This window comes from Actinomadura sp. 6N118 (assembly GCF_044326415.1).
In the GTDB taxonomy this organism is placed as follows: domain Bacteria; phylum Actinomycetota; class Actinomycetes; order Streptosporangiales; family Streptosporangiaceae; genus Spirillospora.
Map to the genome: position 1 here is coordinate 90,608 of NZ_JBIRAZ010000026.1, position 23,966 is coordinate 114,573.

Here is a 23,966-nt window from a genome sequence, read left to right on the forward strand (position 1 = left end):
TGGCTAGCCAGGATAGCCGCGACCGCTGAACGCGCAGGTCAGTGCCCAATTCCCGCTGAGAGTGCTTGTCTCATTACCCAATGGATAGGTACTTATAGTGTTCAGTTCGATACTCTGTGTGAGATTCTCCAGGGGTTCGGATCGACGGAAGAGGTCCTTGGATCATGCATGGGAATCTCCTTGGCGGCTCCCCAGAGATCGCCGCGGCAGCGGGGCCGTGGCGGATGCCGGGGCCGACTGGTTTGGGCACGGCCGCGGCCGGGGTCCCCTCGCTGCTCGGTGCGTGCCGGACCGGGCAGGGCAGGCGTGATTGCCCGCCACTGGCGCTGGCTCCGCAGGTGGCGTACTCCGAACGTTCGTGGGGGGATGGCAGCGCGCCGCTTTTGTACTGCCCACCCGTCGAACGCGTCGATGACCGGCTCGGCGCTGAGGTCGACGGGCGGTTGCTGGCCTGGGCCGCCGAACGGGGCTTCCAGGAACATGAGCTCGACGGGCTGAGCAAGGCGCAGTTCGGCCGCCTCGCCATGCTCACCCATCCCGACACCGATGATCCCGACGCCCTCCTCCTCGCCGCCCAGCTCAACGCGAGCTGGTGGGCCGCAGACGACTATTACGCCGACGACTCCGCGCTTGGTGCCGTGCTGGCTCTGCTGCCCGAACGGCTCACCCTCGCGATGTCGGCGATGGACCCGCCGCCGCCCGCGGGCGAGTTCACGCCTCCGCTGCAGGACGCATTGCGCGACGACCTCGTCCTGCGCATGTTCACCTCAGCCGTCGAGCACCTTGGCCGGCATGCCACGCCCGCCCAGGTCCAGCGGATCTGCTACTCGACGTTCGCGATGTTCGTGAGCTGGACGGCGTACGCGGCCTGGCGCGAACGCGGTGAGCACCCGGCCGCCTGGGAGTATCTGGCGGCTCGCCAGCACGACAGCTTCTACACCTCCATGACCCTGATCGACGTGGTCGGAGGTTACGAGCTGCCTGCCAACCTGTTCTACGACCCGCGGGTGCGGCACGCGGCGTTCCGGGCCGGCACCGCGTCCGTCATCGTCAACGATCTGCACTCTGTGGAGAAGGACGCCGCCGACGACAAACCGGTGTGCAACCTCGTTCTGCTGGTGGCGGCCGACCGGGGCTGCTCCCTCCCGGAGGCCGCCGAGATCGCCGTCGCGCTCCACAACGACCTCGTCCGCGACTTCGAGCGCGACCACCAGGCACTGGCCGCCGTCCCCTCCCCGCAACTCCAGTGGTTCCTGCGGGGACTGAGGGCATGGATGGGCGGCGGCTTCGAATGGCACGCGACCAACGACCGTTACGCCTCCACCACCAGGAAGGATCCCTCATGACGGCCCCCGCTCCCACCGAAACCGTCTTGGCCAGCGCCTATCAGCGCTCGGTCGCCGACTACTGGAACGCCGAACGCGATCCGGTCAACCTCGAACTGGGCAAGGTCTCGGGCACCTATCACCATCACTACGGCATCGGCGAGCCCGACTGGGCGGTCCTGGAGGGCCCGGAGGAGACCCGCCCGGAGCGCCTCACCGCCGAGTTGCACCGGCTGGAGACCGCACAGGCTGATCTCCTGCTCGAGCACCTTGGCCCGATTCCGGCCACGGGGCGTCTCATGGACGCCGGGTCCGGGCGGGGCGGCACGAGTTTCATGGCCAACCTGCGATTCGGCTGCCAGGTGACGGGAGTATCGATCTCCAAGGAGCAGGTCAGCTTCGCCAACGAGCAGGCTCGGCGGCGCGCCGTCGCCGACAAGGTGACCTTCGAGTTCCGCAACATGCTGCACACCGGCTTCGCCACCGGCTCCTTCGACGGCATCTGGAACAACGAGTCCACGATGTACGTCAACCTCGACGAGCTGTTCTCCGAACACAGCAGGCTCCTGAAGCCCGGTGGCCGCTATGTGTGCATCACCGGCTGCTACAACGATGTGTACGGACTGCCGTCCAGGTCGGTCAGCCAGATCAACACCCACTACATCTGCGACATCCATCCGCGCAGCGCCTACTTCGCGGCGATGGCCGCCCACCAGCTCGTCCCGATCAACGTTATCGACCTGACCCAGGCCACGATCCCCTACTGGCGGCTGCGGGCGCGTTCCCATCTGGCGACCGGCATCGAGGAGGCGTTCCTCAACGCCTACACCGACGGAAGCTTCCATTACCTGCTGATCGCAGCCGACCGCATCTGACCATGACGACTCCCGCCGACGGCGACTTTGGCGTGCGACGGGAGCCGGGCCGTCAGGTCTTCGACCCGCGCGAGCTGTGCCGGTTCACCGGCCCGAACTCCGCCGAAGCGGCTACGGATGCCAGCACCGACACAAACTCGTCGTGGACGAGCATGCGGGACGGGGCCGTGCAGCCCTGTCCCGCGTTGTGTTACACGATCGAGCCGAGGAGCTCGGCGGTCTCGCGTACATCAGCATCGCCGTGAACGATGACAGGGAAGTTACCGCCGAGTTCCAAGTGGAGACGCTTCACGTCCGGTCCGAGGCGGCCCGGGCGAGCCGACAGCTTCTCAGCTCACGGCGATCAGCGCGGCGGCCCCCACCGACTCCACCCAGAAGTAGAACCAGCTCGGGTAGAAGCGCGCAGGCCGGTCCGCCACCCGTCCCACCAATCGCCCGAAGGCCATCCCGGCCAAGGCGATGCCGACCGCGATCACGGCTCCTGGCCGCAGCCCTGCGATGTCGGCCGCGGCGCAGGCAAGGAGGAGGGCGGTCGCGACTCCGAACCCGCCGTAGACGGCTCGTACCTCGGTCCGGGCCTCCGCGGAGGAGAGGAGGATCCCGAACGGTTTGATCAACGTGGCGGGGGCGGCGAGCCCGCAGACCCCCATGCCGAGGAAGAATATGGCCACCAGGACGATCACTGCGGTGTTCACGACGACGACCTCCGAACGACGTTTGGCATCGCTGGAGAGAATGGATCCGTGCACCGTCAGTCCGCTTTCAAGAACGTGCTCCCGGGGGAGAGGAGAGCCGTCTTGTGGCTGTGGCCTGGGCAGGCGCTCTACGCCGGACCCTCACTGGATCTGGACATGCACGCCGGGTCGGTCGCCTGTCTCGCCGTGGGCGTCGACGCTCCGTTCACCGTGCGGGCGGAGGGAAGCCAGGCGATCACCACCCGCACGGCCCTCGTGCCGCCGCGGCTGCGTCACCAGCTGGCCGCGGGCGGAGATCAGATGGTCTTCTGCTACCTCGATCCGGCGACGCGGCGCGCCCGCGCCTGCCACGCTGAAATGGCCACTGAAGGCGGCGGCATTCTGCACGGACATCGCGCAGAAGAGCGTCTGATCAGGCTTGGCGAGGCCATCGCCGGCGACGGTGCGGGGGAGGACTGGCTGCGGACGGCTGCCCCGGTGGCGGCGTCCCCCAGGGCTGACGAACGGATCCGGGCGGCGACACAGCGACTGCTGGATCAGCCCGAGTCCCTGGTCTCGGCCGACGAGATGGCTGCTGCGGCCGGGCTGTCGCGGTCCCGCTTTCTGCACCTCTTCAAGGACCAGACCGGCACCAGTTTCCGCCGCTATCGGCTGTGGGCGAGGATGCTTCGCGCGGCTTCGCTGCTGGACGCCGGACACGATCTCACCACGATCGCGGTGGAGTCGGGATTCTCTACGCCGTCGCATCTGAGCAGCACGTTCCATGGCATGTTCGGGCTGACGCCGTCCCGGCTGCTCGCCGCCGGGCTGAGTATCCGCATCGCCTCTCCTCACATTGATCACCATGCGGCGGAGCCGGCTGCTCAGTGATCTTCGCGGTGCCGACCGGTGCAGCCGGTGCGGTCGCTGGAGCCGCTCGGCGACGTGCGCTCAGGGGCTTAGTGAGGTAGCTCACACATCTCCGGCGCCTGTTTGATGTCACGTTTCAGGCCCCTCATTGCGTCTCGTGCCTGACGGCCCTTCCTGGCCGTCATGAGGCGCCGAGGAGGTGGCATGAGCGCGATCACGGAGGGGAGCGCGCCCGGACGGTTCGACCTGACGATGCTTCACGCGGTGTACGGGGCGTTTCGTCGTGACACGGCGCGGCTCGCGGCCGCGGCCGGTTCTGATGTGGACCGGGCTATCCCCGTTCCGCCACCCCGCGATCTCTGGGCCCTGTTCAGGTTCCACTGGTGCGCCCAGCACGCCGCCGAACGGCGGGCGCTGTGGACGGTGATGCGCGGCAGGGTCCCGGCGGGCGGTGCGCGCGGCACGGTGCTGGACGAGAGCGGCACGGTGCTGGACGAGGGCGGCACGGTGCTGGACGAGATGGACGAACGGGCCGTCCGGCTCGTCCCTTTGCTGGACACGGTCGATGCGGCGCTGCAGCACGGCGACCGCATCGTCCTCGCCCGTTGCATGCCGGCCCTCCGTGACGCGGTGCATGCCCATCTCGACCACAAGGAGGCCCATGTCCTGCCGCTGATCCACGAGACGCTCACGCCCTACGAGTGGGCCACGTTCGACGTCGAGTTCCGCCGCGAGGTGGGAGTCAGGGGCCTTGGCGTCTTCCTGTCCTGGCTCCTGGACGGCGCCCCCGAGACAACGACCCAGGCCGTTCTGCACCTGATGCCGCCGCCGGTCCGCCTCCTCCACCGGACCGGGTGGCTACCCCGCCACCCGCGACGCGCGCACCGCGCGGCATCCCTCTGACGACACGCCACAGGCCTCCGTCTCGCACGCGACGAAAGGACTTTGAGAATGGCAGGAACACGGGCACCCGGCAGGGCAAAGACACCGCCGAGGACGCTGGAGGCCACGACGCGGGCTCTGGACGAACGTTTTGGGACGACCGGCTTTGCTCGCAAGGCCATGCGTAAGGCGTTCCCGGACAACTGGAGCTTTCTGCTCGGCGAGATCGCGATGTACTCATTCGTGATCCTGCTGCTGACCGGGGTGTTCCTGACGCTGTTCTTCAAGCCGAGCATGCACGAGGTCGTCTACGACGGCTCCTACGCGCCGCTGCGCGGCGTGGAGATGAGCGAGGCGTACGCGTCGTCGCTGAACATCAGTTTCGATGTCCGGGGCGGGCTGCTGGTGCGGCAGATCCACCACTGGGCGACGCTCGTCTTCATGGGCGCGATCCTCCTTCACCTGCTGCGCAACTTCTTCAGCGGCGCGTTCCGCAAACCGCGGGAGCTGAACTGGATCATCGGCGTGGTCATGTTCATGCTCGTGATGCTGAACGGCCTCTTCGGCTACTCGCTCCCGGACGACCTGCTCTCCGGCACCGGCATCCGCATCCTGGAGGGCTTTCTCGCGGGGATCCCGGTGATCGGCACGTACCTGGTGATGTTCCTGTTCGGCGGGGAGTTCCCGGGGACCGACATCATCCCGCGGCTGTACATCATCCACGTGCTGCTGATTCCGGGGATACTCGCCGCGCTGATCCCGCTGCACGCCATCGTGCTGACCTGGCGGCAGACGCACACGATGTTCCCGGGACGCGGCGGATCCAACTCCACCGTCCGCGGCTACCCGTTCTTCCCGACGTTCATCGCCAAGACGACGGCGCTGTTCCTGTGGATCCTGGGCGTCACGACGCTGATGGCCGCGTTCATCCAGATCAACCCCATCTGGCTGTACGGCCCGTACGACCCGGGCGCGATCAGCGCCGGCTCGCAGCCGGACTGGTACATGGGCTGGCTGGAGGGCGCCCTGCGCATCATGCCGGCGTGGGAGATCAGCGCGTGGGGGCACACGCTCTCGCTGAGCATCGTGATCCCCGCACTCGTCGTTCCGGGGGTGCTGTTCACCGGGCTGGCCGTCTACCCGTTCATCGAACGGTGGGTCACCGGCGACCACGCGATCCATCACCTGCTGGACAGGCCCCGCGACGTCCCCGCGCGGACCGGCATCGGCGTCGGCGGCGTCGTCTTCTACGGCTTGCTGTGGGCGGCGGGCGGCAACGATGTCCTGGCCCACAAGTTCGACATCCCGCTGTTTTGGACGACGTGGTTCTTCCGCGGCGCGGTGATCCTCGGGCCCGTGCTCGGTTACGTCATCGCCTACCGCATCTGCGTCGGCCTCCAGCGGCGCGACCTCGCACTTGTGCGGCACGGGCTGGAGACGGGCGTCATCCGTCAGGCGCCCGATGGAAAGTTCGCCGAGGTCCACCGGCACCTGCCCGCCGAGAAGACCGCCGCGATCACCGATCCGCGCCCCGCTCCCGCCGTGCCGCTGGACGTGCCGCCCCCGGCGAACGACATCGAGAGCCCGCAGGCACGCCACCGCCTGAGCCGCATACGTGCCGCTCTCAACCGCCGCTTCCGCGCCGACATCGCCACCGCTCCCCCTGGCCCCGCCTTGGAGCAGTCGAACGGCGAAAAGTCCCTCGCCTCCCGAGAAAGCAGCTCAGGCAGCTAAGAACTTTTCAAAACGATTTTTGGACCCTGCCCGGCATTGGCTCTCTTTGAGGTGGGCCCGGGGGTCAGAGGGGTGCTCCAATGCTCCCTGTGGTGTCCCGGCCTTGCGGTGCCCGCTTGCTCTCGGCCTGCGTCGACCTGTTGACCTTCGTGACGTACCCCACATATATTCAGGTCAATTCCCTGTGATTAAAACGTTTTAATTACCCCCGGATGGCTGTCGGTGACGGCCTGCTGGCTGGAAGGCATGGTGCGTATGGCGATTCACGTTCCTCTTCGGCGGTCCCGGCAGGCGGGGGTCAGGCGTCGGCTGGTGGCGCTGGTGGCGTGCCTCGCTGTGTGCCTCGGGGGCCTGTCGGGGCCGGCCACTGCCGAGGCACAGGCGCAAGTGGCTGCTTCGATCGCGGTCGGGGGGCTGACCACGAACGGACGCGTCAGCCCTCTGGGCATCCCCGGTCAGGCTCCGGTCTTCGGTTGGACGTCGACGTCCTCGCGTCGCGGTGTCACCCAGTCGGCGTACGAGGTCCAGGTCGGTTCCTCCCCGGGCGCGTCCGATGTGTGGAGCACGGGTCGGGTCGGCTCTGATCGGCAGGTGAACGTCGCCTACGACGGCCCGGCGCTCTCGTCGGGTACCCGGTACCACTGGCGAGTCCGCGTGTGGGACGGCCAGGGCTCGGCAAGTGGCTGGAGCGCGCCGGCGTGGTTCGAGACCGGGCTGCTGTCGGCGGGTGACTGGGGCTCAGCGGCCTGGATCGGCAAGCCGACCCCCACGTACGAGAACTGGACCGACTACGCGGCGACACTGAGCTTCAAGCTCAACGACACCGCCTTCGGAACGTTCCTCCGCGCCCAAAGCGCGAACAACGCCTACATGTGGCAGATCAACGTCGGAACCACGAGTTCCGACATGCCGAAGCTGGTTCCGCATCTCCGGGCCAACGGCAACTACTCGGTGCTCGGGACCGTGGATCTGCGGCCCTTCGGCTTCACCCGTGACGCGCTCCTCAAGGGAACGCACACGGTGACCTACACGGTGAGTGGCAACACCATCAAGACCACCCTGGACGATGTCGTCGTCGACACCCGCACGGTGACGAATTTCAGTTACGGCCGGGTGGGCCTGCGCACGCACGGAGCCGAGTCGGTGACCGTCGGCTCGTTCAAGGTCACCCAGCCTGACGGCACGGTGCTGGCGGATCCCGACTTCACCGGCAACCCGTTCAACGGCGGGACGTTCAGCGACCGGCAGGTCACCGTGACCGGGACCACCGACGCGTTCCTCATCGGCCCGGACGAGAATGAGCCGCTGCTGCGAACGGACTTCAAGACCGACCCTGGCAAGACCGTCAAGAGCGCCCGGGTGTACGCCTCGGCGCATGGTGTCTACGAGCTCTCCCTCAACGGACGCAAGGTGGGCGACCAGTTCCTGGCACCGGGGTACACCGAGTACGCCAAGCGCATCCAGTCGCAGACCTATGACGTGACCGGCCTGGTCCGGCAGGGCGGCAACGGGCTCGGCGCCCAGCTGGGCGACGGCTGGTGGGCGGGCAAGATCGGCCTGGAGGGCAAGGGCCAGTACGGCCATGACCTGGCCCTGGTCGCGCGGCTGAAGATCACCTATGACGACGGAAGCGTGCAGTGGGTCGACACCGGCTCCGACTGGAGGTGGGCCCCGGGGCCGTTCGTGGCCACTGACAACCAGCTGGGCGAGACCTACGTCGCACGGTTCGAACAGCCGGGATGGGACCGCGCGGCGTTCGACGCCTCCACCTGGAAGCCCGTCGTGGTGCGGCCATCCGACACCGCCAAGCTGTCGCCGCAGCCCGACGAGCCGGTCCGCCAGACGGAGGTCCTCGACACCGTCAAGGTCACCCGGCCGAACTCCGGCGTGACGATCTACGACCTCGGGCAGAACATGGTGGGCGTCCCGCGCGTGACCCTCACGGGCAAGGCCGGGCAGACCGTGCGGCTCCGGCATGCCGAGGTCCTCAACCGCGACGGCACGATGTACACCGCGAACCTCCGCGCCGCGTTGGCCACGGACTACTACACGTTCGCGGAGGACGGCACGATCACCTATCAGCCGACCTTCACCCAGCACGGATTCCGTTATATCGAGATCACCGGCCTGAGCCAGGCGCCCGAAGCGGCAGACGTGAAGGGCGTCGTGTGGGGCTCCGATCTGCCCAGCACGGGGACGCTGCGCACGTCCAGCGCGATGCTGAACCAACTGGTCAGCAACGTCTCCTGGGGCGCGCGAGGCAACTTCTTGTCGATCCCGACCGACACCCCCGCCCGCGACGAGCGGTTGGGGTGGACGGGTGACATCAGCATCTTCGCCCCGACCGCCACCTACCTCAGTGACATGCGCGCCTTCCTCGGCAAGTGGATGACCGACGTGCGCGATGAGCAGAAGAGCAACGGATCGATCCCCGCCGTCGTCCCGGCCACCAACGGCGTGTTCGAGGACAGTGGCGTGGGGTGGGAGGACGCCACCATCACGGTGCCCCACGCGCTCTGGCGCGCTTACGGGGATGTCCAGGTCGTGCGGGACAACTACGAGGCGATGCGCAGATTCTTCAACTACGCCCGCGCCACCGCTGGCGCGGACAACCTGGAGACCGGTCGGACGACGTTCTTCACCGCCGACTGGCTCCACCTCGACGATCCGTCCAACCAGGGTGTTCTCGGCACGGCCATCTGGGCGCAGGATGTACGGATGATGGCCGAGATGGCCCAGGCCGTCGGCCGCAACGATGAGGCCAAGGAGTACGCCGACCTGTACCAGGCCGTCCGCCGTTCGTTCACGGACGCGTACGTGGCCCAGGACGGCACGGTGCTCGGGAACTCGCAGACCGGGTACGCCCTCGCCCTCGGCATGGATCTGGTCACCGACCCTGCCCGGAAGCAGAAGGCCGGTCAGAAGTACGTCGCCAAGCTGGCGCAGGCTGACAACCACCTCCGGACCGGCTTCATCGGCACGCCATGGCTGCTGCCCGCGCTGACCAACATCGGCCGGGGCGACCTCGCCTACACGCTGCTGCTGAAGGAGGACTACCCGTCCTGGGGCTATGAGATCAGGAACGGCGCGACCACGATCTGGGAGCGCTGGAACTCGATCCAGCCGGACGGCTCGTTCGGCCCAGTGGACATGAACTCGTTCAACCACTACGCCTACGGGGCCGTCGCCGACTGGATGTTCCAGAACATCGGTGGCCTGTCGGCGCTCGCGCCCGGTTACAAGCGCTCCCGGATCGCGCCGGCCATCGGCGGCGGGCTGACGGAAGGCTCCGGACGCCTCAATACGGTGTACGGCCCGCTGTCGTCGACGTGGAGCACGTCCAAGAGCGGTGTCGACCTGAAGGCCACCGTGCCGGTGAACACCGTCGCGGAGGTGCACGTGCCGGCGAAGACACGCTGGGCGGTCACCGAAGGCGGCCGACCGGCGATCGGCGCACCAGGCGTTCGCTTCCTCCGCATGGAAGGTGGAGCAGCCGTGTTCGAAGTCGGATCCGGCTCCTATGCCTTCGGCATCGACCCCGTTCTCGGCGGGCTGGGGGAGGGCGCCGACGCGGTCAAGCAGCTTCGTGATCTGGTCGCGACTTTCAACGCTCCCGGCGCACCGGCGGCGCGCGAGTGGACCCGGCTAGCGCAAGCTTCCATCAGCGCCGCTCAGAAAGCCCATGCCGCCAATGACGAGAAGGACACGGCCAGGCAAGTGCACCGGGCCCTGGCACGCCTGGGCGACCTCGGCCGCTGGACGGCATTCCAAGTGAGCAAGGGCCACCTGAGCGCCGCCGATGGAGCAGCGGTCGACTCGCTGCACGACCGCATCGAAGCCGACCTGTCGGCGGTCTCCGGGCTGGTCCTGGGAGCCTCCGCGAAGATCGAAATGCCCGTCGGTGAATGGTTCCCGGGCTCGACCATCCCCGTCGCGATCGCGGTCCAGAATGCCGGGAAGAGGAACCTGACGTCGCTCACCGCGACGCTCAAGGCCGCCTCCGGATGGCAGGTGAGCGAGGCCGGGGACAACCCCACGCTCGTGAAGCCCGGCCAAACGGCACGTCTGCGCTACAACCTCCGGGTGCCCAAGGACGCCGATTCGGGGCCGACGCCGCTGGAAGGCACGGTCAGCTATGACTACCGGAAGGGAACCGCGAAACTGCCCGTGGGTGCGTCCGTGGCCGTTGCCGCGCCGGTCGTGGTCAAATCTGTCTCCCTTTCACCGGCCAAGGCCGAGCCCGGCGGCGTCCTCACAGCGTCGGTCCAGCTCACCAACCGGACGGCGAACGCCCTGACGCGAGGCCTCGACGTCCAGGTGCCAACGGGCTGGACCGCACCCTCCAAGGCGTCCCACGAGATCGCCGCAAGTACCACCGTGACGGTGCCCGTCAAGATCGACGTGCCGCTCACCGTCACGCAGGGCGAAGCCACCATCGTTGCGGCCACCGGCGCCCTGCCGGAGGAACGCGGCACCGCGACGACCACGGTCGAGCTCGTGAACCCACCGGCCAACCCGGTCGACTCCGTGGACGTCGGGGACGCGGCCTCGGAAACCGCGCACGCACTCACCGCTTCCGCGTCCTCGGGCACCAACACAGAGGCCGGACTGACCCGGCGCTACACCGACAACGGCGCGTCCAACGGGTGGTTCGAGATGAACCTGAAGGTTCCAGCAGGCCAGCCGTTCGTGATCCGGGCGGTCGAGACCTACAACATGGCGCAGCTCAAGACCTACGACGTGACGCTCGACGGCCATCTCCAGGCGCAACGCCGATTCCAGCGAACCGCAGGTGGAAGCGGGACAGTGACCTACCAATTTGTGGTGCAACCCTCTGCAGACACTGCAGACGGCCAGGTCCGGATCCGCTTCCAGGACATCCCAGGCGACTTCGACCCCTCAATCGCTGACGTCTGGTCGTTCCCGCTGAATTGAGACCGCGTGCCAACACCGTGGCGGCCCGGAGAATCCCCGGGCCGCCACAGCTCTCACCCGCGAACTGCGGTTCCTGCGGGCATGACATGCAATGCCCGGTGGCCTAGGCGTAGGTCATTCAGCGCGCGAGCACGGAAGGGGATCCTGGGTCGTTCAGGATCCACCCTTGCCGTTGCCTGTCACTGACCCTGACGCAGAAGCCGTGGCGGTAGGCACCCGCGTTGATGGTGCCGTAGCCATGGCGGACGATCGCGCGGAAGATCTCGTCAGAGATCGCCAGGGCGAGCGAGCCGGCCGAGAGCGCAAGGGCCCGCTTGACGTGGGGCGAGTCGAGCAACCTGAAGGCGACGTCGAGCTCTTCGCCGAAGAAGCCCTTGCCGTCGTCGTGGATGTCGCCCGCATGGATGACCACTCGCAATCTGAGGCACAGCGGCGGCTGGTCAGCGACCCCGTGGTTGTAGTCCGTCAGCAGGTCAACGAGCGTGGGGATGAAGGAGTCGAGCAGCAGGGTCTTGGGCACCGCGTCGGCAGGCCGGATGAGGGCGAGCACGCCGTCGCCCCGGTCGGTGAGCCGGTCGAGGTGGTGGGCCCCGACGCCGGAGCGGCGCAGGCCCTCCTCGAGGAGCAGGTACATGCGGTCACGCAGGACCCGCTTCGCCGGGTTGGTGCGCAGCGTCGACCCCTCCATGTCCAATGCGATGAAGGTTCTGTAGATCGGCCAGTTGGCGTTCGGGTGGCCGTGAAGCGGTTCGTCTGCTGGGGACTCCGGCATCGGCGGGGTGGCAAGCAGGGACATGGAGTCTCCTGGCGGCTGGAATCTGCTAAACCTGCAGAGTGGCATGGGGTATCAGGGGCGCACCACGGCCGGGTAGCCGTCCTGGCCGTCCAGTGCTCTACCTCGACATCGACGGGGTCCTCAACCCCACTGGTCTAGTTGCCCCTGAAAGCTTCGTCGAGCACGCGGTCGCCCGACTGACCGTCCGGATCTCGTCCGAGCACCAGTGCTGGCTGCGTGAGCTCGGGGAATGCTACGAACTGGTCTGGGCGAGCACCTGGGAAAAGCACGCGAACGAGTTCATCGGCCCTCTGCTCGGCCTGCCGGAGTTGCCGTTCGTATCGTTCACGACCTATCAGCGACGGCCAGACGACCCTCGCGTACCTGTCATGCAGGTTGCAGAGATGCGCAAGTGGGCGCCCATCCTCCGGCACGCGAACGGCCGGCGGTTCGCGTGGGTGGACGACGAGATCCCACTCCGGGCCAGGCGCCAGGCCCTGCCCCACCGCGGCATGAAACTGATGCAGGTGAACCAGACATGCGGACTCACGCGACGCCACGTAGACAGGTTGCTCTCCTGGGCAGCGGGATTTCCGGGCGGGTCACAGAATCTTGCCCAGCACGCCTGACTCGATGAGGATGAGTGCGCCGATCGCCATGAACACCGCGGGCACCAGCCACGGGCCGTAGCGTTCGACGAGTTCGATGACCTTCTCGTGTGAGCCGAGCCAGGAGCCTGCCGCGCACCACAGGGCGACACCGAGGGCGAACACCGCGATCGTGACCAGGGTCGGGCTGGTGCCGAGTTGACCTCAACCATGCTTGAGGGCAGATGATCTTTGCAGTGGATCGCTCGGGGTGGGCGTGAAGGGGGCGAGGAGGGCGGCATGTCGGTGGAGACAGCGGCTGAGTGGATCAGGAAGAACTCCCACGGGCTGGCCGGCACGGAGTATGACGAGCCATTGGACGAGCTGCGGCCGCTCGTGCCGCTGGTGGGCGATGCCAAGGTCGTGGCGCTGGGAGCCGCCGCGCGGCAGACGCGTGAGTTGTCGGTCGTGGCGCACCGTATCGTGCGGCTGCTGGTGGAGGAGGCGGGGTTCCGGACGCTGGCGCTGGAGGGCGACGACGCTGCCCGGCTCGGCCTGGACGTCTACGTCGCCACTGGTGAAGGTGACCCGCGGGCCATGTTGGCTGGGGCGCGGGCGTTCTGGCAGACCGGGGAGATCCTCGACCTCATCCGCTGGATGCGGTTCTACAACGAGAGTCACCCCGAGGACCCGGTACGTTTCGCGCAGTCCCCGGACAAGCCTGTGCGGCACACGACGCAGCCCGATGGCCTGGCCGCAGTGGAACGTACGCTCGCCGACGGTGTGGCCTGGTGGCTGGAGCGCTCCGGCGACAAGGTCGTCTACTGGGGTGGCATGGCGCACACCGCCGTTGGCGACCCTCGTTCGGTGTCCCCGTCCCTCGAGACGCACCGCAACATGGGTGGCTATCTGCGTGAACGCATGGGCATGGACTACCGTTCGATCGGGCTGACCATGGCGCGCGGCTCGATCGGCGTGCCCTTGCCCGCCCCGAGCGCGGACTTCGTCGACGCCGCCCTCAGCGCGGCCGCCGGGGGCAGGGCGGGATACATCCTGAACCTGCAGGGCCCACGACCCGAACCCGTCCGCCGCGTGCTGGACGCCCCGAGCCGCACCCGGCTGATCGGCCCGTTCTACGACCCGCAGGACGACGCGGCCCACCACCTGTCCGGCGGATCACTTGCCACGTGGTTCGACGTCGTCGTCCACACCGAGGAGGTAACGCCCGTCCGGCCACTGCCCTAACGAGGCGGCCGATGGCGGGGTCAGGTGGCCAGGTCCAGGGCGATGTCGGTGATCATGTCTTCCTGGCCTCCGACGAGGTTGCGGGCGCCGACCTGGAGAAGGATCGTCCGGACGTCGAGTCCGTAGAGGGCGGCTGCTGTCTCGGCGTGGCGGAGGAAGCTGGAGTAGACGCCGGCGTAGCCGAGGGTGAGGGTCTCCCGGTCGACCTGGACGGGGCGGTCGCGCAGCGGCCGGACGATGTCGTCGGCGGCGTCCTGCAGGGTGAACAGGTCGCAGCCGTGCTCCCAGCCTTGGAGGTCGGCGACCGCGATGAAGGCCTCGATCGGGCAGTTACCGGCGCCGGCACCTTGCCCGGCGAGGGAGGCGTCGACGCGGGTGACGCCTTCCTCGACGGCGACCACGGAGTTCGCCACGGACAGCGACAGGTTCTCGTGGGCGTGGATGCCGATCTGGGTGTCAGCGTCGAGGACGTCGCGGTAGGCGCGGACCCGGTCGCGGACACCGTCCATGGTGAGCCGTCCGCCCGAGTCGGTGACGTAGACGCAGTGCGCCCCGTAGGACTCCATCAGCTTGGCCTGGGCCGCGAGCTCTTTGGGCGGCGCCATATGGCTCATCATGAGGAAGCCGGACACGTCCATGCCGAGGTCGCGGGCTTTGGCGATGTGCTGGGCGGCGATGTCGGCCTCGGTGCAGTGGGTCGCGATCCGGATCGAGCGGACGCCGAGGGCGTGGGCGCGTTCGAGTTCGGCGATGGTGCCGATGCCGGGCAGCAGCAGGGTGGTGAGGACGGCGTTGGTGGTGTTCTGGGCGGCGGCCTCGATCCATTCCCAGTCGGTGTGGCTGCCGGGACCGTAGGTGAGGGAGCCCCCGGCGAGGCCGTCGCCGTGGGCGACCTCGATGGCGTCGACGCCGGCGGCGTCGAGGGCGGAGACGATGCGGCCGACGTCGGCGGGGTCGATGCGGTGCCGGATGGCATGCAGTCCGTCGCGAAGAGTGACGTCCTGGATGTACAGCTTGGTCATGAGCTCACTTCCGCAGGGCGATGGTCTCGGCGACGCGCAGGGCGGCCGACGTCATGATGTCGAGGTTGCCGGCGTAGGCGGGCAGGTAGTGCGCGGCACCCTCGACTTCGAGGAACACCGACACCTTGGTCGTGACCGGTGGCGCGCCGTCGGGCACGAGGGTGTGGACGGGCTCGTCAGGAGCGATCGGGGTGAACTGGACCTGCTGCTTGAGCCGGTAGCCGGGGACGTACTTCGCCACCTCGGTGGCCATGCCGGCGATGGAGGCGCGGATCGCGTCGTGGTCGGTGTCGCCGATCAGGCACAGGACGGTGTCACGCATGATCAGGGGCGGCTCGGCGGGGTTGAGGACGATGATGGCCTTGCCGCGTCCGGCGCCGCCGACCGATTCGATGGCGTGGGCGGTGGTCTCGGTGAACTCGTCGATGTTGGCGCGGGTCCCGGGCCCGGCAGACCTGGACGCGATCGACGCGACGATCTCGGCGTAGGGGACGGAGGTCACCCGGGAGACGGCGGCGACCATGGGAATGGTGGCCTGCCCGCCACACGTCACCATGTTCAGGTTGGAGACGCCGTCGGCCAGGTGCTCCTCCAGGTTGACCGGCGGCACGACGAACGGGCCGATCGCGGCGGGCGTCAGGTCGATGAGGGTCTTGCCGTACGGGGCGAGCTTGGCGGCGTTGGCGACGTGGGCCTTGGCGGACGTGGCGTCGAACACGATCCCTATCTCGTCGAACCCGTCCATCGCGATCAGGCCGTCCACACCGTCGGCGGTGATGGCCACCTTCATCCTCTGGGCGCGAGCCAGCCCGTCCGAGGCGGGGTCGATGCCGACCATCGCGCCCATCTCCAGCGAGGCCGATGTCCGCAGCACCTTGATCATCAGGTCGGTGCCGATGTTGCCGGACCCGATGATCGCGACCTTGGTCTTCTTCACGGTTCTCTCCTAGGCGCTGAAGACGGCGGTGACGGGCCCGAGGCCGGACAGTTCGGCGTGGACGGTGCTGCCGGGCCCAACGGCGACCATCGGGCCGAGCGCGCCGGACAGCACGACCTCCCCGGCGCGCAGTGGCTGTCCGAGGTCCCGGACGGTCCGGGCTAGCCATGCCAGAGCGATCAGGGGGTCACCCAGGCACGCGGCGCCGGTGCCTTCGGACACCGGATCGCCGTCCAGGAGCAGCCGCATGGTCACATCCCGGGGCTCGAACTCCTTGAGCGTCAAACGCCGGCCGGCAAGCACGAACAGGCCGCTGGAGGCGTTGTCGGCGACGGTGTCGGCGATGGTGATGTCCCATCCGGCGATCCGGCTGTCCACGATCTCCAAGGCGGCGACCGCGTAGTCCACGGCGGCCCGGACCTGGCCGTCGTCCAGGTCACCGTCGGCCAGGTCGGCGCCGAGCACGAACGCGATCTCCGCTTCGGCCTTGGGCTGGAGCAGCCGTCCGCTGGGCACCTGCGCCGCGGCGGAGAGGTCCATGTCGTCGAACAGCACTCCGAAGTCGGGTTGGTCGACGCCCAGCTGACGTTGCACGGCCGGCGAGGTCAGCCCGATCTTGCGGCCCACCCGCCGGGCTCCCGCAGCCAGCCGGGCCTGCGTCAGGCGGTCCTGGACCGCGTAGGCATCCCGGATATCGGTGGCCCCGATGAGATCACGCACGGGATCGCAAGGAACACCGGAGGTCGCGGCCTCGGTGAGCCGCCGCGCGGCACTGGTCACAGCGGCACTGGGTTCAGGTGTCCCGTGTGTCTGAGCGGTCGGGAACGTGGGCTCGGTCATCGCGAACCTTCGAAGTCATAGGGGATGGGCCGTTCCTGAGCATCGCCGACCGCCGTGCCGTGGTACATGCCGGTGTTCCGGACAGCGGCACGCCGACGGCCGAAACGACCGGTCAGCGGACTCGTGTGCCGCAGAGCGGAACGACGGGGTCCCCTGTGACCGCCATCACCTTACGTTCCGGGGCAGCAGTCGAATTTCCTTCTCTCCGGAAGCAGGGCAACGAACATGCTGGAAGTGCGGGGCATCAGCGTGCGCTACGGGCAGGGCGCGCCCGCGCTGAGATCGCTTCACCTCAGAGCCGGTCCGGGCCAGGTCACAGCGGTCGTCGGCGGCAACGGCGCGGGCAAGTCGACCCTCATGAAGGCCGTCTCGGGGATTCTGCCCTTCGACGGCGGCCGTCTGGAGGGCGGCGAGATCCTTTTCGACGGGCAACCGGTCCACGGGCTGGGGCCGACGGCCCTGGTCCGGCGCGGCATCGCGCATGTCCCCGAGGGACGCCGGGTCTTCGCGGACCTGACCGTTGAGGAGAACCTGCGCGCGGGAGCCTCCACGACGCGCAAGAACGTCCGCACCTCGCTCGACGAGGCCTACGGGATGTTCGGGGTCCTGGCCGAACGGCGCAAGCAGCGGGCCGTCCTCCTGTCGGGCGGCGAGCAGCAGATGCTCGCCATCGCCCGCGGCCTGATGAGCAGGCCCCGGCTCCTTCTGCTCGACGAGCCGTCGCTCGGCCTGGCACCCAAGGTCGTCGAACGGATCGGCGAGATCATCTCGGCGATCTGCGGCAACGGCACCGCCGTCCTGGTCGTCGAGCAGAACGCGGCCATGGCGTTGACGGTCGCCCACGACGGCTACGTCCTGGAGCAGGGACGTGTCGTCCTGTCGGGCACCACCACCGACCTGCGGGCGACCGACGAGGTGCAGCAGCTTTATCTGGGTGGCTCCGGATCGGCCGAGGAGCTCCTCCGGTTCGCCGACCGGGTCCCGCTGGCGAGGTGGTCGGCATGACCACGCTCCGCTTGGAGGGCATCCGGCTGCGGTTCGGCGGCGTCACCGCCCTCGATGGGCTCGGGTTCACCGTGGAGCCGGGCACCGTCCACGCTCTCATCGGCCCCAATGGCGCCGGGAAGTCGTCGTGCTTCAACGTCATCAGCGGGCACTACCGGCCCGAGGCCGGCACGGTCGTGTTCGGCGGCGACGACCTCACCCATCTGCCGCCGCACGAGATCGCCCGGCGCGGCGTCGGCCGCGCCTTCCAGAACATCGCGCTGTCGGCCCACGAGACCGTGCTGGACAACCTGATGGTCGCCCGCCACCGGTTGACCCGGTCGGGGTTCGTGGCCACCGCACTCGGCCTGCCGCGGGTGCGGCGCGAGGAGAAGGTGCACCGGGCCCGCGTCACCGAGATCGCCGAGTTCGCCGGGCTGGGCGGCAAGCTGGACACCCTCGCCGGTGCCCTCGCCTACGGCGACCGGAAGCGGGTCGAGCTGGCCCGCGCCCTGGCCAGCGAACCCGGCGTCCTGCTGCTGGACGAGCCCGCCGCCGGCATGCCGTCCCACGAGAAGTGGGACATCGCCCACCTCATCGTCAGCGTCCGCGACGCGCTGGGCATCTCGGTGCTGCTGGTCGAGCACGACATGCCGATGGTGATGGCCATCGCCGACCGGGTCACCGTCCTGGACTTCGGGCGCGGCATCGCCGACGGCACCCCGGCCGATGTCCAAAACTCTCCCGAGGTCATCGCCGCCTATCTCGGCTCATCACATCCCGAAACGGACGCCGTGACCGCTTCACCGGCACGGGAGGGAACGTCATGAAGATCTTGCAGCTGGTGCTGCTCGGCGTATCGCTCGGCTCGATCTACTCCCTCATCGCCCTGGGATTCGTCGTGATCTACAAGGGCACCAAAGTCATCAACCTGGCGCATGGATCAGTGCTTCTTGCCGGCGCCTACGCCGTCGCGGTCCTGTCCCCGCACATAGGGTTCCTGCCCGCCGTCGCCCTGGGCGCGCTGGCGTCCGCGCTCTGCGCCGTGGTGATCCAGCGACTCGTCGCGGCGATGCGGACCCAGAACCACCTCGTGTTGACGATCCTCACGATCGGCGTGGACATCCTCCTGGCCACCGAGTTGTCCCGCCGCATCGGCTCCCGCATCCTCACCATGGGCGACCCATGGGGCGGGCAGCGTGTGGAGATCCTCGGGACCGTCCTCCCGCAGGCCAGGATCGCGGCGACCATCGTCGGCATCCTCTTCATCGCCCTGTTCTTCCTGATCTTCCGCCGCACGGACTTCGGCGTCCGGATGCGCGCCTCGGCGGACGATCCGCGCACCGCCGCCCTGATGGGCATCGACCAGCGCAAGGTCGCTCTGACCTCGTGGGCCATCGGTGGCGCCCTCGCCTGTGTCGCCGGAGTGTTCCTCGCGGGGTTCCCCAACCCGGGCCTCGACCACACCTCCAGCGTCATCGCTCTCAACGCGATTCCGGCCATCATCATCGGCGGCCTGGACTCCACCGAGGGCGCCGTTCTCGGCGGTCTCGTCGTGGGCGTCACCCAGACGCTCGTCGACGGCAACGCCTCTTCCCTGCACTTTCTCGGCGAGGGGTCCGGCACCGTCGCCCCGTACGTCGTGATGCTCCTCATCCTGCTGTGGCGGCCCTCCGGGCTTCTGGGCTCCAAGGAGCTGAACCGTGTCTGAGACGACCCTGCGGCGCGCCGAGCAGGCCGCGCCTTCCTCCTCTCTGCGCCCCGGCCGCGCGGCGCTGGTCCGGCACGCCGCTCCGTGGCTGCTCCTGCTGCCGCTGTGCGCCGTACCCCTGTTCCTGGACGGGTCCTGGCTGATCATCGGGATCCTCGGCATGGCCACCGCGGTCGGCGCCATCGGCCTGACCTTGCTGGTGGGCACCGCCGGCCAGCTGTCGCTGGCCCACGCCTTCTTCGTCGCAGTCGGCGCCTACACCTACGCCTACCTGGCGGGGGAGGGCGGATCATCGGCGGCGGGCGGCCTGGGCCTGCCGACCCTTCCTGCAGCGCTGGCCGCCATCGCCGCCGCTGGCCTGGCCGGGCTGCTGTTCAGCCCCGTCGCGGCACGCGTCGGAGGACTCTACCTGGGCGTCGCGTCCCTGGCTCTGGTGTTCATCGGCGAGCACGTGCTCAAGAACGCCACCCCGCTGACCGGCGGATACAACGGCCGCGAGGTCGCGACGCTCGCCGTGGGCGGGTTCGAGATGAACGGCGACGCCCCCGGCTTGTGGGTGCTGGGCGTCCCCTTCACCGGCCGGGAACGGCTGTGGTACCTGACCTTGGGCGTCCTGGTCGCCTCGATCGTGGTGGCGAGCCGCATCGTGCGGGGCCGTCCCGGGCGCGCCCTGCAGCTGATGCGCGACAACCCCGCTGCGGCGGGCTCGATGGGCGTGCCCGCACACCGCTACAAGGCGGCGGCGTTCACCGTGTCGTCGGTGTTCGCCGGGGCGGCCGGCGTGCTGACCGCGCTGGCGTTCGAGTTCATCGTCCCGCAGTACTTCACCCTCCACCTGGCCGTGCTGTATCTGGCGATGGCTGTGATCGGCGGGCTTGGATCCGTGCCCGGCGCGGTCGCCGGAGGCCTGTTCGTCACCGCGCTTCCCCTGCTCCTGGACCGCTTCAGCGGCTCCCTGGGATTCCTGGCCGCGCCCGGCTCGGGCGGCCTCGACGCGGCGATGTTCGCCCGCTTCGTCTTCGGCGCCCTCCTCGTCATCGTGCTGATCGCAGAGCCCGGTGGCCTGGCCGGGCTCTGGCGCCGGCTCCGGCGCTCCCGCGACTGATCGCTCCGTACCTGATCGCTCCGTACCTGCCGCTCCATCCCTCACCGCTCCGGCGGCATCTCCTTCCTGAAAGGTCCCATCGTGAAGATCTCTCCTGTGCTGCGCGGGCTGATCATGACCACGGCGCTCGCGCTGGCGGCGACCGCCTGCTCAACCAAGGCCCCCGGCGGCGATGCCTCCGACGGCTCGGTCAAGACCGGCCAGGGCGTCGCCGACGGCACCATCACCCTGGGCGTCCTCAGTGACCTGTCCAATGTGTTCGGCCCGCTCGGCAAGACCCTGGTGCAGGGCAACGAGCTGTACTTCAAGCAGCGCAACGCCGCCGGCGGCATCTGCGGCCGGCAGGTCAAGCTGGAGATCCGCGACCACGCCTACAACGTCCAGACCGCTGTCTCGCAGTTCTCCGAGCTGGAGCCGAAGGCCTTGGGCTTCGTCCAGCTGCTCGGATCGCCGATCGTCTCCGCGCTCGCACCGAAGATCGCCTCGACCAAGGCCGTCACGGTGCCCGCCACCTGGTCCACCGACTGGCTGAGCAAGGACGGCCTGGTCATCGTCGGAAGCGCCTACCCCGTCGACATGATCAACGGTATCCAGTACCTCCTCGACGAAAAAAAGATCAAGAAGGGGGACACGCTCGGCCACGTCTACTTCGAGGGCGACTACGGCTCCAACGCGCTCAAGGGGTCGCAGTACGCCGCCGGGAAGCTCGGCCTCAAGATCAAGCCGGTGCAGGTGGTGCCGTCCGCCACCGACCTGACCGCCCAGTTCAACGAACTGCGGTCCGGCGGCGATCCTCAGGCGATCCTGATCAGCGCGGGTCCCCGCCAGACCGCCTCGATCGCCGGGCTCGCGGCCGGCTCGGGCCTGAAGACCCCGATCCTTGCCAACGGGCCCGGGTTCGACCCGGCGCTGCTCGCCACCCCGGCCGGCCGGACCTTGGCTGACAACCTGTACGTCGCGACCTCCTACGAGCCGTTCTCGGGAGGCAGCAAGCAGGCGCAGACCATCGCCACGCAGTACGGCACCGCCTACCCCGACGGCAAGCCGACCAACATGGTCAACTACGGATACGCCACCGCGGACGTCATGGGCCAGGCCCTCGACCGCGCGTGCAAGGAGGGCGACCTGACCCGGGACGGCCTTGCCAAGGCGATGCGGTCCCTCAACAAGGTCGAGACCGGCGTCATGCCCGCTCTGGACCTGAGCGACGCCGCCAAGTTCCCCTCCACCAGCTCCTACATCAACCGTGTCGACCTCAAGGCCAAGGGCGGTCTCGTCGTGGCCAAGGACCCGTTCACCTCTGACCTGACCGCTTCCTTCGCTGGCTGAGCCACCGCCCTACCGGCCGAGCAGCCTTCCAAAAAGCTTCAGGCCCGGCCCCGCGTTGCGGGGCCGGGCCTTGTGGTTCCGGGGGAGGGATCAGCGGTTCCGGGGGATCAGCGGAGCCGGGGAGGGATCAGCGGAGCCGGGCGGTCGCGACGGCGAATCCGGCGATCCACTCCGGCACGGCCTCGTAGAAACGGGACGTCATCTCGTACGCGCCGCCAGCGGCGAGCCCTGCGAACGCGGCGATCCAGGTGCGGACCTCGTGCGCGGAACCACCGCCCTGCTCTCCCATCCACGCCACCGTCCAGGAGTCGAACGCGGCCAGGTCGCCCTGCTCCAGCAGGTCCAGCAGCTCGTTGTCCCATCGGGGATTGATCGGGATCATCGCCGCCGATCCGGCGGCGTACTCCCGGCCGGCCTTGACGACGCGCTCCTCGCCGCGCGCACGCTGCTCGGCGGTCGGCGGGTGGCCTTCGATCAGCGCGTCGGCGACCCGCGGCGGGGCGCCGTCCAGCACCGGGACCGGCGGGTCGTGGGACAGGCCGCCCGACCCGAGGAACAACACCCGCTTGTCGAGCCCGGCGGCGGCCCGGCCCAGCGCCGTCCCCAGCGCCCTGATCCGGCTGACCGGCCCGAGCGGGGTGGCGACGCCGTTGACGAAGACCGGGACGACCGGTACCCGGTCGATCCCGCCGAACAACACCTCCAGCGGCTGGGCGAAACCGTGGTCGACGGTCATGCGCGCGGACACCGTCAAGTCCACATCTTGGTCCAGGACGCTTTCGGCCAGGGCCCTGGCGGCGGCCGAGTCGACTGACAGGGGACCGGATGACGAGCCGAAGTCACCGACCGCATGCGCCTCGGTAGCCAGGCAGAACGGCGGCATTTCCTTATAGAAGAACCCGTTGTAATGGTCCGGGGCGAAAAGGACGACCAGCTCCGGGTCGAAATCCCGGACGAAGTCGCGGGCGCCGGAGACGGCGGCCTCCACCCGCTCCAGCACATCGGGAGCGGGATCGTTCTTGCCGATCAAGGGGGAGTGGGAGAGTCCGACGGCGGCGATGTTCATGGGGTTCCCGCTGACGTTCATGATGCTCCTCCGGAGTCGGCCGGGCGGACGATGATCTTGCCGGTGACACCGCCGTCGATCATGAGCTGGAAGCCCTTGTGGATCTCGGTGAGCGGCAGGGCCCGGTCGATGACCGGCCGCACACCGGTGGCGTCCATCATCCGGAGCAGGTCGACGAGCTCGGAGCGGGTGCACCCGGTCGATCCGAGCACCCGCAGCTGCTGGTAGAAGATCCGGTTGAGGTCTGCGTACGGCGCGGCCCCGCTGGTGGCGCCGGCGATCACAATGGTGCCGCCCGGCTTGAGTGCTTTCATGGAGTGCGACCAGGTCGCCTCACCGACCGTCTCGATCGCCACGTCCACCCGTTCCGGCAGCCGCTCACCGGTCGCGAACGCGGCGCGGGCTCCCCAGGTGAGGGCCTCGGCGCGCTTGGTCCCGCTGCGGCTGGTGGCGTACACGACGGCGCCCGCAGCGGCGGCCAACGTGATCGCCGCCGAGCCGACGCCGCCGCCGGCCCCCTGCACCAGCACCCGGTCCCCAGCGCGGATCTTCGCCTGGGTGAAGAGCATCCGGTACGCGGTACCCCACGCCACCGGCAGAGACGCGGCCTCATCGAAGGACAACCAGGACGGCTTGGGGACGAGGTTGGCGGTGGGGACCGTGAGGTACTCGGCGAAAGCGCCGTCGTGCCGCTCCGACAGCAGCACCCGGCCCGGGTCGAGGGTGACGTCGCCGCCACCGGCCTCGGAGTCGCCGAGCACCGGATGGACGATCACCTCCCGGCCGTCCTCGTCAAAACCCGCCGCGTCACACCCGAGAACGATCGGGAGCCGGTCGGCCGGATGCCCCACCCCGCGGAGCGTCCACAGATCATGCATGTTGAGCGATGAGGCCACGACCTTGACCACGGACCAGCCGGGCCGCAGGCCGGGAACGGGAGAATCCCGCAGCACCAGCCCGGACAGCGGGTCGGTGGCGCTCTGGGAGATGGCGGTTGCTGTCAGCATGTCCCGAGCGTGCCGATGACCGGCCCGAGGTCACAGTCCGTGTTCCGTTGTGCGGCACAAGCC

General features: G+C 68.7%; 21 protein-coding genes. 13 read left to right on the plus strand and 8 right to left on the minus strand.

Annotated features, from left to right (window positions below):
• The first annotated feature begins 164 nt into the window (after positions 1-164).
• Positions 165-1,346: a family 2 encapsulin nanocompartment cargo protein terpene cyclase gene (locus ACH34W_RS45740; RefSeq protein WP_395967513.1), complete on the plus strand. Its 1,182-nt coding sequence runs from the start codon at positions 165-167 to the stop codon at positions 1,344-1,346.
• On the plus strand, positions 1,343-2,200 hold the full coding sequence (locus tag ACH34W_RS45745; protein WP_395967514.1) for a geranyl diphosphate 2-C-methyltransferase: 858 nt from the start codon (positions 1,343-1,345) through the stop codon (positions 2,198-2,200). Before ACH34W_RS45740 ends, ACH34W_RS45745 begins: the two co-directional genes overlap by 4 nt.
• Positions 2,201-2,529: 329 nt before the next feature.
• Here the strand turns inward: ACH34W_RS45745 and ACH34W_RS45750 are convergent, their stop codons facing one another.
• Positions 2,530-2,895 carry a DUF4345 family protein gene (locus ACH34W_RS45750; RefSeq protein WP_395967515.1) on the minus strand — a complete coding sequence of 122 codons (366 nt, stop codon included), beginning with the start codon at positions 2,893-2,895 and terminating at the stop codon, positions 2,530-2,532.
• 102 nt (positions 2,896-2,997) lie between these two features.
• Here ACH34W_RS45750 and ACH34W_RS45755 point away from each other — a divergent pair, with 102 nt between their 5' ends.
• From ACH34W_RS45755 to ACH34W_RS45770, 4 genes are all read left to right on the plus strand, one after another.
• A complete protein-coding gene (locus ACH34W_RS45755; RefSeq protein ID WP_395967516.1) occupies positions 2,998-3,765 on the plus strand; it encodes a helix-turn-helix domain-containing protein in 768 nt (255 codons plus the stop codon).
• Between the two features lie 183 nt (positions 3,766-3,948).
• Positions 3,949-4,647 carry a hypothetical protein gene (locus tag ACH34W_RS45760; protein ID WP_395967517.1) on the plus strand — a complete coding sequence of 233 codons (699 nt, stop codon included), beginning with the start codon at positions 3,949-3,951 and terminating at the stop codon, positions 4,645-4,647.
• Between the two features lie 48 nt (positions 4,648-4,695).
• Positions 4,696-6,360 carry a cytochrome bc complex cytochrome b subunit gene (locus ACH34W_RS45765; RefSeq protein ID WP_395967518.1) on the plus strand — a complete coding sequence of 555 codons (1,665 nt, stop codon included), beginning with the start codon at positions 4,696-4,698 and terminating at the stop codon, positions 6,358-6,360.
• Positions 6,361-6,951: 591 nt separating this feature from the next.
• Positions 6,952-11,295, plus strand: a complete 4,344-nt coding sequence (locus ACH34W_RS45770) for a family 78 glycoside hydrolase catalytic domain (protein WP_395967519.1) — start codon at positions 6,952-6,954, stop codon at positions 11,293-11,295.
• 118 nt (positions 11,296-11,413) lie between these two features.
• On the opposite strand, the gene ACH34W_RS45775 is transcribed toward ACH34W_RS45770, so the two are convergent.
• Positions 11,414-12,091, minus strand: coding sequence for a hypothetical protein (locus ACH34W_RS45775; RefSeq protein WP_395967520.1), 678 nt, complete (start codon positions 12,089-12,091; stop codon positions 11,414-11,416).
• A gap of 92 nt (positions 12,092-12,183) precedes the next feature.
• Here ACH34W_RS45775 and ACH34W_RS45780 point away from each other — a divergent pair, with 92 nt between their 5' ends.
• Entirely contained in the window at positions 12,184-12,699 is a 516-nt protein-coding gene (locus ACH34W_RS45780; RefSeq protein WP_395967521.1) for an HAD domain-containing protein, read from the plus strand.
• Here the strand turns inward: ACH34W_RS45780 and ACH34W_RS45785 are convergent.
• On the minus strand, positions 12,673-12,843 hold the full coding sequence (locus ACH34W_RS45785) for a cadmium resistance transporter (RefSeq protein ID WP_395967522.1): 171 nt from the start codon (positions 12,841-12,843) through the stop codon (positions 12,673-12,675). The two genes, ACH34W_RS45780 and ACH34W_RS45785, sit on opposite strands and share 27 nt — an antisense overlap.
• A 114-nt stretch (positions 12,844-12,957) precedes the next feature.
• On the opposite strand from ACH34W_RS45785, the gene ACH34W_RS45790 reads away from it, so the two are divergent.
• Positions 12,958-13,902 (plus strand): erythromycin esterase family protein, encoded by a 945-nt coding sequence (locus ACH34W_RS45790; RefSeq protein ID WP_395967523.1) that lies wholly within the window; start codon positions 12,958-12,960, stop codon positions 13,900-13,902.
• Positions 13,903-13,922: 20 nt separating this feature from the next.
• On the opposite strand, the gene dmpG is transcribed toward ACH34W_RS45790, so the two are convergent.
• The 3 genes from dmpG to ACH34W_RS45805 form a co-directional block, all read right to left on the minus strand.
• Positions 13,923-14,924 carry a 4-hydroxy-2-oxovalerate aldolase gene (gene dmpG / locus ACH34W_RS45795; RefSeq protein WP_395967524.1) on the minus strand — a complete coding sequence of 334 codons (1,002 nt, stop codon included), beginning with the start codon at positions 14,922-14,924 and terminating at the stop codon, positions 13,923-13,925.
• Between the two features lie 4 nt (positions 14,925-14,928).
• Positions 14,929-15,807 (minus strand): acetaldehyde dehydrogenase (acetylating), encoded by an 879-nt coding sequence (locus ACH34W_RS45800; RefSeq protein ID WP_395967583.1) that lies wholly within the window; start codon positions 15,805-15,807, stop codon positions 14,929-14,931.
• A 63-nt stretch (positions 15,808-15,870) separates the two neighbouring features.
• Positions 15,871-16,641: a 2-keto-4-pentenoate hydratase gene (locus ACH34W_RS45805; RefSeq protein WP_395967525.1), complete on the minus strand. Its 771-nt coding sequence runs from the start codon at positions 16,639-16,641 to the stop codon at positions 15,871-15,873.
• 285 nt (positions 16,642-16,926) lie between these two features.
• Here ACH34W_RS45805 and ACH34W_RS45810 point away from each other — a divergent pair, with 285 nt between their 5' ends.
• From ACH34W_RS45810 to ACH34W_RS45830, 5 genes are all read left to right on the plus strand, one after another.
• The gene (locus tag ACH34W_RS45810) at positions 16,927-17,706 is read left to right on the plus strand and encodes an ABC transporter ATP-binding protein (protein WP_395967526.1); all 780 of its coding nucleotides are present in this window, start codon (positions 16,927-16,929) and stop codon (positions 17,704-17,706) included.
• Complete coding sequence (locus ACH34W_RS45815; protein WP_395967527.1) at positions 17,703-18,515, plus strand: ABC transporter ATP-binding protein; 813 nt, start codon at positions 17,703-17,705, stop codon at positions 18,513-18,515. The genes ACH34W_RS45810 and ACH34W_RS45815 overlap by 4 nt, the downstream gene beginning before the upstream one ends.
• Positions 18,512-19,396, plus strand: coding sequence for a branched-chain amino acid ABC transporter permease (locus tag ACH34W_RS45820; protein WP_395967528.1), 885 nt, complete (start codon positions 18,512-18,514; stop codon positions 19,394-19,396). The genes ACH34W_RS45815 and ACH34W_RS45820 overlap by 4 nt, the downstream gene beginning before the upstream one ends.
• A complete protein-coding gene (locus ACH34W_RS45825) occupies positions 19,389-20,501 on the plus strand; it encodes a branched-chain amino acid ABC transporter permease (RefSeq protein ID WP_395967529.1) in 1,113 nt (370 codons plus the stop codon). Before ACH34W_RS45820 ends, ACH34W_RS45825 begins: the two co-directional genes overlap by 8 nt.
• Positions 20,502-20,582: 81 nt before the next feature.
• Positions 20,583-21,830: an ABC transporter substrate-binding protein gene (locus ACH34W_RS45830; RefSeq protein ID WP_395967530.1), complete on the plus strand. Its 1,248-nt coding sequence runs from the start codon at positions 20,583-20,585 to the stop codon at positions 21,828-21,830.
• Positions 21,831-21,957: 127 nt separating this feature from the next.
• Here the strand turns inward: ACH34W_RS45830 and ACH34W_RS45835 are convergent, their stop codons facing one another.
• Both ACH34W_RS45835 and ACH34W_RS45840 read right to left on the minus strand, forming a co-directional pair.
• Positions 21,958-22,917 carry a 3-carboxyethylcatechol 2,3-dioxygenase gene (locus ACH34W_RS45835; RefSeq protein WP_395967531.1) on the minus strand — a complete coding sequence of 320 codons (960 nt, stop codon included), beginning with the start codon at positions 22,915-22,917 and terminating at the stop codon, positions 21,958-21,960.
• Positions 22,914-23,903, minus strand: a complete 990-nt coding sequence (locus tag ACH34W_RS45840; protein WP_395967532.1) for a zinc-binding dehydrogenase — start codon at positions 23,901-23,903, stop codon at positions 22,914-22,916. The genes ACH34W_RS45835 and ACH34W_RS45840 overlap by 4 nt, the downstream gene beginning before the upstream one ends.
• Between the last annotated feature and the right edge of the window lie 63 nt (positions 23,904-23,966).